Here is a 10,247-nt window from a genome sequence, read left to right as displayed (position 1 = left end):
CCCCCCCCCCCCCCCCCCCCCCCCCCCCCGCGGGTTGTCAGTCCTGCAGCGCGCCGGTCTCCCGGATGAGCTGGCTCAGCGCGGTGAACGCGTCGCGGGCCAGCGCCTCCCAGAGGGCCAGGGCCAGCTGGGGGAAGCCCTCCTGGAGCGCGACCATCACCTGGGCGGTGAGGACTCGCGCCGTCACCGGCCCGCGCGCGCGAACGGTGGAGGGCTGACGGCCCGGCTGGCCGAGGGCCATCTCGCCGAACGTCATCCCCGGGGTGAGCAGGGTGCGGCGCACACGACGGCTGCCCGTGCCCTGGCCCGAGAGCTCCACGGTGCCGGAGACGATCACGTAGATGCCGCCGAACGGCTGGCCGGCGCGACGGATGATCTGGCCGTCCGAGTAGACCCGCTCGTCCATCATGGACTCGAGCAGGCGCGCATCGTCCGCGGAGAGGTGCTGCAGCAGGGGTGCTACGGCCGCCTCCTGGGCGTCCCGCGGCAGCAGGTGGGGGGCGTGCCGGGAGAGCAGCCGCTGCTCGGCCCACTGGGCGGCCCGCGAGCGGGAGTCGAAGAACACGAACTGCGCGCCCTCGGCGGCGGGGTCCACCCCCTCGGCCTCATCCTGCAGCGGCTCGGGCAGGTCCACCTCCACGGACTCCTCGACGGCCGACATCAGCTCCTTCATCTCGGCGGCGTCCCGGTCCACGACGACGACGTCGAGCCCGTTGCCCAGCGCGCGGGCGAACCACTGGGCCACCAGCAGGCGGGCCGGGCGGGAGATGGAGCTGACCGAGCGCATGTCCACCACGAGCGTCTCGAGGGCCTCCGGCAGACCGCGGCTGACGCGGGCGATCGCGTCCACCTGGCTGAAGCCGAGGTGACCGCCCAGCTCCATGACGTGCACGGTGTCCGCGAACCGCCCGAGCGCCTCGAGGACGACGGCGCTGCGCACCGTGCCCGAGGGCGCCTGATCGATCCGGTAGTGGGTGCGCAGGGCCGCGCGCGGGGAACCGGTGACCACCGACGGGTGCAGCTCGAAGTCCTCGACGATAGTCCGCAGGGCGGCCATCGCCGCGGCGCCGAGCCCGTTCTCGTCCGTCGTGTCCGACTGCAGCGCCAGACCGAGGTGGCCCGGCACCACCACGAGCACCGTGCCGCCGCGCGTGGACGCCCAGCCGGGCTGGCCGACGTCGTACGCCCATCGGGAGTCCCGGGTGTCCATGCCGCAGGAGTCCATCACGGACAGCACACCGCGGACCGTCTCCTCGCTCAGCACACGGTCCCCGGTGACGGGGTGGACGCCGCCGTGCGCGAGGGTGCCGGCGAGCAGGGCGAGGTCCTCCACGGTCACGGCGGCGGCACGCACCGTGGCGATGTCCTCGAGCAGCGTCTCGGGGTCGGCGTCCAGCGTGTCGAGGGACTTCATCAGCCAGGCAGCGGACCGGGTGTGGTGCTGGGCGCGGTTCTCCGCACGCGCGGCCGACTCCGTGACGGTGACCTCGCGGTCGAACAGGGCGGAGAGCAGCTGCATCATGCGCGCGGTGCGGTCGCGGCCACCGCGGCCCTTCACGAGGGAGGCGGTGGCCACCGCGCCCGCGTTCTGCAGCGGGTTGTGCGGCAGGCCCGTGACGGCGTCCACCTCGACCCGGTGGTCCAGGTCGCGCACGGGGACGGCTCCCACTCGCTCGCCCACCCGCACCGCGCCGAGGTCCTCGAGGGCCTGCGCGTGGAACAGGGGAGAGGCGAGCGTGGCGAGCGGCACGGGCGTCATGGATCCGGAGACGTAGCGGTGCCCGTCCACCAGGAGCATCGCGACGCCCAGCCCGTCCGGGACCTCCCCCTCGCCCGCGTGGGCCGACGTGAGGCGATCGAGGTGCTCCTGGACGGGTGTGGTCATGGGTCACAGCCTAGTCAGTGGGACGGTCCCGGGACAGCGTGGCGGAGGCGGGCACAATGGGTCCCGATGCCCACCCCCGTCGATCCCGTCTCCGTCCCCTCCGCCCTCGCCGCCGCCCTCGGCCGCCTCGGCGCTGGCCTGACGTTCGCGGCCGCCCTGCCCGACCTCGAAGCGGCGCTGGACGCGCGCGGGGTGGCCGTCGTCGAGGCGCCCCCGGGCACGGGCAAGACCACCGTGGTCCCGCCCGCGCTCGTGGTCCGGCTCGCGGAGGACGGCGGTGGGCGCGTCCTGGTCACGCAGCCGCGGCGGGTCGCGGTGCGCGCGGCGTGGCGGCGGCTGCGCACGGCGGTGCTGGCCGCCGCGGCCGACGTGCATCCCGGCGCCGACCCCGACGCGCAGGCTCGGCTCGGGGACGCGGCCGCCGGGTACGCCGTGCGCGGCGACGCGGCGGGCGGCGGGGCCTCGGCCGTCGAGTTCGTGACCCCGGGCCTGCTGCTGCGTCGCCTCCTCGCCGACCCCGGGCTCGACGGCGTGGACGCGGTGGTCCTGGACGAGGTCCACGAGCGGGACCTGGACACGGACGTGCTCTTCGCCCTCCTCGCCGACCTGCGGCAGCTGCGTCCCGAACTCGCGCTCGTGGCCATGTCCGCCACCGTGGACGCGGCCGCCCTGGCCGCCCGCTGGGCCCGCGGCATGGGGGAGGACGCGCCCCTGCCCGTGGTCTCCACCCCGGCCGTGCTGCACCCACTGCGCGAGGAGCACGCCCCCTTCCGCGGCCACCGCCTCACCGCCGAGGGCCGCGTGGACCGGGCCTTCCTCGACCACGTCGCGGCCACGGCCGCGCGCGCCCACGCCGAGGCGCTCGACGCCGACCCGAGCGTGGACGCCCTCGTCTTCCTGCCCGGCGTGGCCGAGGTCGAGACCGTCGCGGGGCGCGTCGCCGCGCTCGCCCCGGACACCGAGGTCCGCGTCCTGCACGGCCGCCAGGAACCCGCCGACCAGGACGCCGCGCTCGCGGGCCGCGCCGACCCCGCCGTGCCGCGCGTCGTCGTCGCGACGGCGGTCGCCGAGTCCTCACTGACCGTGCCGGGGGTGCGCCTCGTCGTCGACTCGGGCCTGGCCCGCGAGCCGCGCCGGGACCGGGGGCGCGGCATGGCCGGGCTCGTCACCGTCCAGGCCTCGCGTGCCGCCGCCGGCCAACGTGCGGGCCGCGCCGCCCGCCTCGGCCCCGGCACCGTGGTCCGCTGCCACACCGCCGCGGCCCTGGGCACCGCTCCCGCAGCCCCGACGCCGGCCCTCGCCGTTGTCGACCTCGCGCCGGTGGCCCTGGCGTTCGCGGCGTGGGGCGCCCCGGGCGGCCACGGGTTGACCCTGCCCGAGGACCCGCCGGCCGACGCGATGGCCGCCGCCGAGCGCACGCTCGCCTCCCTCGGCGCGGTGGACGCGGACGGGCGCATCACCCCGCACGGCGCCGTCCTGGCCGAGCTGCCCCTGGACCCGCCCCTCGGCCACGCCCTCCTGCGCGCGGCACCGTGGACGGGGCCCCGCCCCGCGGCCGAGGCGACGGCGGCCCTCGCCCTGGACCTGCGCGCCCCCGGGGCCGACCTCGAGGCGCTGGTCGCGGCCGTGCGGGACGGCCGGCACCCGGAGGCCGGGCGCTTGCGTCGGGAGGCGGACCGACTGGAACGACTCGCCCGTCGGCACGCGCACCACGCCCCGGGCGAGCCCGGGCCCGAGGCGGCGGCGACCGCGCGACGGCACCCCGCCGGCCTCGTGGCCGCCCTGGCCTTCCCCGCGTGGATCGCCCGACGCGCGGGGGAGGCGGGCGCGTACCTGCTCGCCTCCGGCACCCGCGCGGCCCTGCCCCGCGACGCCGCCGGCGGCGGCCTGGCGGGGCAGGAGTGGCTGGCCGTGGCCGAGGTCGCCCGCGTGGCCGGGGACGCGGCCGGCACGGGTGCCGCGATCCGCGCGGCCGCGCCGATCGACCGGCCGCTCGCCGAGCTCGCCGGCGCGGGCCTGCGGCGCACCGAGGACACCGCCGACTGGCGCGGGGACCGGCTCATCGGCCGCCGCGTGGACCGGCTGGGCGCGCTCGTGCTGGCGGAGGCGCCGGCCCCCGTCGCCCCCGACGCCGCCGCGCAGGCCGTGCGCGCCGCACTCGCCGCCGACGGCCTCGCCCGGTTCGACCCGCACGGCCGGGCCGAACGCCTGCGCCGCCGGGTGCACCTGCTCCACCGCGTCCTCGGCGCCCCGTGGCCGGACCTCTCGGATACGGCGCTGCCCGGCCTGGACACACTGGTCGACGGGCTCGCGGCCGACCTGGCCGCGGGACGGCCCCTCACGCGCCTGGACGCCGAGGCGCTGCTGCGCGGCGCCCTGCCCTGGCCGGAGGCGGGCCGGCTGGACGAGCTCGCCCCCGAGTGCCTGCCCGTGCCGAGCGGGCGCGCCGTCGTCGTGGACTATCCGGCCGTCCACGAGGACACCCCGCCCGTGGTCGCCGCCAAGCTGCAGGAGTTCTTCGGGGCGCGTGTCACCCCCGCCGTGGCGGACGGCCGTGAGCCGGTGGTCCTGCACCTGCTCTCCCCGGCAGGCCGCCCACTCGCCGTGACCGCCGACCTGCCGTCCTTCTGGGCCGGCCCCTACGCGCAGGTCCGCGCCGAGAACCGCGGGCGATACCCCAAGCACCCGTGGCCCGAGGATCCCGCCGCCGCGGAGCCGACCGCCCGGACGAACCGCCGCGCCCGCTGAGAAAGGGGCCCGCGAAACGTGCAGGAATCGCTCCGATGCGTGATGATGGCGGTCACATCCGACTCGCATCGAATGAGGTTCCACTTGTGAGACACGACACGCGGGCACGTCAACGACGCCGGGCCACGCTGGCCGGCGCCGTCGCTGCGGGCGCGCTCATCCTGGCCGGGTGTGCCCCGGCCGAGCAGACGCCCACCCTGACCTGGTACACCAACCCCGACGACGGCGGGCAGGCGAAGATCGCCGCCCAGTGCACCGACGCCGCGAACGGCCGGTACAGAGTCGAGACGTCCATGCTTCCGACGGACGCCGCCTCCCAGCGCGAGCAGCTGACCCGCCGCCTCGCCGCGGGCGACACGTCGATGGACATCATGTCCCTCGACCCGCCGTTCGTCCCCGAGCTCGCCGAGCCCGGCTTCCTGGCCCCCGTGCCGGAGGAGATGCAGGCGTACGCGAAGGACAACGCCCTGGAGGGCGCGCTCGCGGCCGCCAGCTGGAAGGACGAGCTCGTCACGGTCCCGTTCTGGGCCAACACGCAGCTGCTCTGGTACCGCAAGTCGGTCGCCGAGGCCGCGGGGCTGGACATGTCCCAGCCCGTCACGTGGGACCAGCTGATCGAGGCCGCCCGCAGCCAGGACAAGGACCTGGCCGTCCAGGGCGCCCGCGCCGAGTCCATGACCGTGTGGCTCAACGCGCTCATCGAGGGCGGCGGGGAGCAGATCGTCCCCAACGCCGAGGCGCCCACGGACGAGGTCACCACGAACCTCGACTCCGAGGCCGGCCGCACGGCAGCGCGGATCATCTCCACGATCGGCAAGGAGGGTCTCGGCAGCGCCGGCCTGCCGACGCAGGACGAGAACGCCTCCATGCTGCTCTTCCAGGGCAAGAACGGCTCGTTCATGGTCAACTGGCCGTTCGTCTGGCCGGCCACCCTCGGCTCCGTGGAGGAGGGCTCGCTGCCGGAGGACCTGCCCGAGGACATCGGCTGGGCTGTCTACCCCCGCACCGTCGAGGGCAAGGACGCCGCGCCGCCCGTGGGCGGCATCAACCTGGGGGTGGGCGCGAAGTCCGAGCACCAGGACCTCGCCTGGGACGCGATCTCCTGCATCACCACCACCGAGCACCAGAGCCAGTACTTCGTCGAGAACGGCAACCCGCCCGCCGACCCGGCGGCCTACGACGCCCCCGAGGTCGCCGAGAAGTACCCCATGGCGGACACCATCCGGGAGTCCCTCGAACTCGGCGCCCCGCGGCCGCAGACCCCGTACTACAACGAGGTCTCCACCGCGATCCAGCAGCGCTACGCGCCGCCGTCGGGCGTCTCCGAGTCCACCCCGGCCGAGACCGACGACTTCATCCAGGAAGTCCTGAGAGGGGAGCGTCTGCTGTGAGCCACGTCGACACCGCACCCGCCGCATCCACCCCGCGCGCCGCCGAGGGTCGTCGCCCCCGCCGGGTGAAGTCCCAGCGCGCGAAGTCCGAGGCGCGTCTCGGCTGGCTCCTAGCCGGCCCCGCGTTCTTCGTGATGCTGTTCGTGGTCCTGTACCCGATCCTGCAGGCCCTCTACGACTCGCTGTTCAAGTACCGGCTCACCGCGCCGGGCGACCGCGAGTTCGTGGGCCTGGGCAACTACGGCGTGATCCTCACGGACCCCGTGTTCTGGAAGGACCTCGGGGTGACCCTGCTGATCACCGTGGTGACCGTGGTGGTCGAGCTCATCCTCGGCTTCCTGCTGGCCCTGGCCATGCACCACGCCATCAAGCAGACCCGCGGCCTGATCCGCACGATCATCCTGGTGCCGTACGGCATCATCACCGTGGTCTCCGCGTTCGCGTGGTTCTACATGTTCTCGATCGACTCGGGCTACATCAACGCCTGGTTCGAGTGGCTGCCGGGCGTCGACGCGGACCTGAACTGGTTCGCGCAGGGCAGCACCGCGCTGTTCGTGATCATGCTCTCCGAGATCTGGAAGACCACCCCGTTCATCTCCCTGCTCCTGCTGGCCGGCCTGGCCCAGGTGCCGGGCGACCTCACCGAGGCCGCCTCCGTCGACGGCGCCTCCTGGTGGCAGCGGATGAAGCTGGTCATCCTGCCGAACATGAAGGCCTCGATCATGGTGGCCGTCCTGTTCCGCGCGATGGACGCGTTCCGCATCTTCGACTCCATCTACATCATGACCAACGGCGCCTACGGCACCGAGGTCCTCTCGCTGCTGGCCTACCGCACGTCCATCGGCCGGCTCGAGATCGGCATGGGTTCGGCGGTCTCCGTGATCCTGTTCCTGTGCGTGGCCCTCATGGCGGTCATCGCCGTCAAGGGCTTCAAGGTGGACCTGGCCGACCGAGGAGGTTCCAAGTGAGCACCGCCGCATCCGCTCCCGCCCCCGAGGGCCGCGCGCCCCACCGTCGCGGCACCGGGAAGGCCACCGCACTGTGGTGGATCCTCACCGTCGTGATCGGCGTGTGGTGCCTCTTCCCGCTGTTCTCGATCTTCGCGACCAGCTTCAAGACGCCCGCCGACCTCGCCAACGGCAAGCTGCTGCCCACCCAGTGGTCCACGGTGAACTACGAGGAGATCTTCGTGGGCGGCTCGCGCGAGCTGTTCCTCACGGCGCTGCGCAACTCGATCGGCATCACCGTGATCGCCACGATCATCGCCGTCATCCTGGCCACGCTGTGCGCCTACGCGATCGCCCGCCTGGACTTCCCGGGCAAGCGGCTCGTGCTCACGGTGTCCCTGATGGTCTCGATGTTCCCCGTCATCTCCCTGGTGACGCCGCTGTTCAACATGTGGCGCACCCTCGGGCTGTACGACACGTGGGTCGGCCTGATCATCCCCTACCTGTCCCTGACCCTGCCGATCTCCATCTGGACCCTGGCCGCGTTCTTCCGCCAGATCCCGTGGGAGCTCGACCAGGCCGCGCAGGTGGACGGCGCGACCCCGCTCGAGGCGTTCCGCAAGGTGATCGTCCCGCTGGCCGCCCCCGGCGTCTTCACGACGGCGATCATCGCCTTCTTCATCGCCTGGAACGACTTCGTGTTCGGCATCTCCCTGACCTCCACCGAGACCGCGCGCACCGTGCCCGCCGCCCTGGCCTTCTTCACCGGCGCCTCGCAGTTCGAGTCGCCGACCGGGGCCATCTCGGCGGCCGCGATCATCGTGACCATCCCGATCGTGATCCTGGTGCTGGCGTTCCAGCGTCAGATCGTGGCCGGCCTGACCAACGGCGCGGTGAAGGGCTGAGGCCCGCACACGAGACCTCCCGAAAGGACCCCCCGATGGCCTCCATCACCCTGAACCACATCGACAAGACCTACGACGACGGCTTCCACGCCATCAAGGACGTGAACCTGGAGATCGAGGACGGCGAGTTCGTCATCCTCGTGGGCCCCTCCGGCTCCGGCAAGTCCACGCTGCTGCGCATGATCGTGGGCCTCGAGGACATCACCGACGGCGAGATGCTGATCGACGGCCGCCGCGTGAACGAGGCGGCCCCCAAGGACCGCAACCTCGCGATGGTGTTCCAGAACTACGCGCTGTACCCGCACCTGACGGTGTACGAGAACATCGCCTTCCCGCTGCGGCTGATCAAGGAGAACAAGCCCTCCGAGGAGGAGATCGACCGCAAGGTGCGCGACGCCGCCCGCGTGCTCGAGCTCGAGGACCACCTCGAGCGCAAGCCCGGCAACCTCTCCGGCGGCCAGCGTCAGCGCGTGGCCATGGGCCGGGCGATCGTGCGCGAGGCGGACGCGTTCCTCTTCGACGAGCCGCTGTCCAACCTGGACGCCAAGCTGCGCGGGCAGATGCGCGCGGAGATCTCGCAGCTGCAGCGCCGCCTGGCCACCACCTCCATCTACGTGACGCACGACCAGACCGAGGCCATGACCCTGGGCGACCGGGTGGCCGTGCTCAAGAAGGGCGAGCTGCAGCAGGTGGCCAGCCCGCGCGAGCTCTACGAGCAGCCGCTCAACCTGTTCGTGGCCGGCTTCATCGGCTCGCCGTCGATGAACTTCCTGCCCGCCTCGCTGAAGCAGAAGGAGGGCGGCCACGTGCTGTCCTCGCCGATCGGTGACATCCCGGTGCCGCCCGAGAAGGCCCGCGCCGCCGAGGGGCGGGACATCGTGTTCCTCGGCCTGCGGCCGGAGTTCTTCGAGGACGCCGAGCTGGTGGAGGACAGCCGCCGCGACCAGGGCTCCACCTTCGACGCGACGCTGACCCACCTGGAGTGGCTGGGCCACGAGCAGTACGGCTACATCGAGTTCGATCCGGACCCGGCCGTGGCCGAGATGCTCTCCTCGCTGGCCAAGGACCTGGACGCGGACGAGCTGCGCCCCGTCGTCGTGGCCACCCTCTCCGGCGAGTCCCGCGCCCGGCCGGGCACGCCGACCCGCCTGTGGGTGGACACCACGCGCGTGCACCTGTTCGACCCGACCACCGGTGAGAACCTCACCCGCGACCCCGAGGTCGGCGCGGAGCTGACCCGCCGGGCCGCCGAGGAGCGTCGCCGCCAGATCGAGATGGCGGCCGAGCGTGACGCGGTCGCGCGCGAGGCGGACGCGCCGCGCCGCTGAGCCGGCGCCGCGGACGCCGGGGGCGGGTCAGTACCCGCCCTCGGCGTCCACCAGGCCCTCCAGCTCCGTCCCGGCCGCGCGGGCCCGCAGGTTCCGCTCGACCCGCGCGTGGAGCAGCGGGATGCACATCTGCGGGGTGTCCGCCGTGTGCGGCGTGATGAGGGCGCGCTCCTCGGTCCAGAGCGGGTGGCCCTCCGGGAGCGGCTCGGGGTCGGTGACGTCCGTGCCGTAGCCGTGCAGCCGGCCCGCCGCGAGGGTCTGGACGACGGCGTCCGTGTCCACCAGCGCCCCGCGGGCGACGTTCACGAGCACGGCGTCCTCGTCCAGGAGGGCGACGCGGTCGGCGTCGAACATGCCGCGGGTCTCCTCGGTGGCCGCCGCGGCGATCATCACGACCTGCGCGCCGGGCAGGACCTCGTCGAGGGAGTCGGTCGTGACGGTGCGGTCCGCGCCGGGCACGTCGCCCGCGCGTCGGCGGACCGCGGTGACGCGCACGTCCCAGGTCTTGAGCAGGCGGATGTACTCCTGTGCGATCCCGCCGCCGCCCACGACCACGGCGTTCAGGCCGTTCAGGGTGCGGCCGGAGGAGGGGCCCCACGCGGTGGCGCGGACGCGCGCGGGCAGGTCCCGCAGCAGGGCCAGGGTGAGCAGCAGCGCGTGCTCGGCCACCGGCGGCGCGTACGTGCCCTTGGCGGACGTCCACACGATGTCCGGGCGGCTGCGCACGAGCGGGACGAACGGCTCGATCCCGGCGAACGGGAGCTGCACCCAGCTCACGTGGGGGTGGGCGGCCAGGGCCGCGGCGAGCGTGTCGACCGGGATCGGGCGGACCATCAGCAGGGCCGTGGCGGAGGGGTCGCCCTCGGCCACGGCGGTGCCGCCGACGTCGGCCACGGCCTGCTCGGCCAGCCGCCGGGCGTGGGCGTAGGGGGTGCCGGCGACGTCCTGCGCCGCGGGGAGGATGAGCAGGCGCTCGGGGGCGTCGTCGGGTCGGGTGCGGGGGAGAGTGGAAGTGGTGGGCATGGTGCCCACCGTCCCACATC

The 10,247-nt window shown here is 74.1% G+C and carries 7 protein-coding genes; 5 read left to right on the top strand and 2 right to left on the bottom strand.

Annotation, left to right across the window (positions count from 1 at the left end):
- Nucleotides 1–37: 37 nt before the first annotated feature.
- Nucleotides 38–1,885, bottom strand: a complete 1,848-nt coding sequence (locus tag ACFI33_RS08860; protein WP_036338182.1) for a glutaminase — start codon at nucleotides 1,883–1,885, stop codon at nucleotides 38–40.
- A gap of 66 nt (nucleotides 1,886–1,951) precedes the next feature.
- Between ACFI33_RS08860 and ACFI33_RS08855 the strand changes: the two genes are divergently transcribed.
- The 5 genes from ACFI33_RS08855 (at nucleotide 1,952) to ACFI33_RS08835 (ending at nucleotide 9,204) form a co-directional block, all read left to right on the top strand.
- Nucleotides 1,952–4,633 carry an ATP-dependent helicase C-terminal domain-containing protein gene (locus tag ACFI33_RS08855; RefSeq protein ID WP_251679648.1) on the top strand — a complete coding sequence of 894 codons (2,682 nt, stop codon included), beginning with the start codon at nucleotides 1,952–1,954 and terminating at the stop codon, nucleotides 4,631–4,633.
- An 86-nt stretch (nucleotides 4,634–4,719) separates the two neighbouring features.
- Nucleotides 4,720–6,024, top strand: a complete 1,305-nt coding sequence (locus ACFI33_RS08850) for an extracellular solute-binding protein (protein ID WP_060974376.1) — start codon at nucleotides 4,720–4,722, stop codon at nucleotides 6,022–6,024.
- Nucleotides 6,021–6,992, top strand: coding sequence for a carbohydrate ABC transporter permease (locus ACFI33_RS08845; RefSeq protein ID WP_127435364.1), 972 nt, complete (start codon nucleotides 6,021–6,023; stop codon nucleotides 6,990–6,992). Before ACFI33_RS08850 ends, ACFI33_RS08845 begins: the two co-directional genes overlap by 4 nt.
- Complete coding sequence (locus tag ACFI33_RS08840) at nucleotides 6,989–7,876, top strand: carbohydrate ABC transporter permease (protein WP_127435363.1); 888 nt, start codon at nucleotides 6,989–6,991, stop codon at nucleotides 7,874–7,876. The genes ACFI33_RS08845 and ACFI33_RS08840 overlap by 4 nt, the downstream gene beginning before the upstream one ends.
- Before the next feature lie 35 nt (nucleotides 7,877–7,911).
- The gene (locus ACFI33_RS08835) at nucleotides 7,912–9,204 is read left to right on the top strand and encodes an ABC transporter ATP-binding protein (RefSeq protein WP_462623951.1); all 1,293 of its coding nucleotides are present in this window, start codon (nucleotides 7,912–7,914) and stop codon (nucleotides 9,202–9,204) included.
- A 27-nt stretch (nucleotides 9,205–9,231) separates the two neighbouring features.
- On the opposite strand, the gene ACFI33_RS08830 is transcribed toward ACFI33_RS08835, so the two are convergent.
- A complete protein-coding gene (locus ACFI33_RS08830) occupies nucleotides 9,232–10,227 on the bottom strand; it encodes a D-isomer specific 2-hydroxyacid dehydrogenase family protein (protein WP_238693387.1) in 996 nt (331 codons plus the stop codon).
- Between the last annotated feature and the right edge of the window lie 20 nt (nucleotides 10,228–10,247).

Source organism: Micrococcus sp. PSi08, assembly GCF_054960655.1.
This window is presented reverse-complemented; position numbering and strand designations above follow the sequence as displayed.

What these genes read in the sequence shown, in the direction of transcription:
- ACFI33_RS08855 (WP_251679648.1), top strand. Translation starts at nt 1,952, where the DNA reads ATGCCCACCCCCGTCGATCCCGTCTCCGTCCCCTCCGCCCTCGCCGCC.
- ACFI33_RS08835 (WP_462623951.1), top strand. Translation starts at nt 7,912, where the DNA reads ATGGCCTCCATCACCCTGAACCACATCGACAAGACCTACGACGACGGC.
- ACFI33_RS08830 (WP_238693387.1), bottom strand. Translation starts at nt 10,227, where the DNA reads ATGCCCACCACTTCCACTCTCCCCCGCACCCGACCCGACGACGCCCCC.
- ACFI33_RS08860 (WP_036338182.1), bottom strand. Translation starts at nt 1,885, where the DNA reads ATGACCACACCCGTCCAGGAGCACCTCGATCGCCTCACGTCGGCCCAC.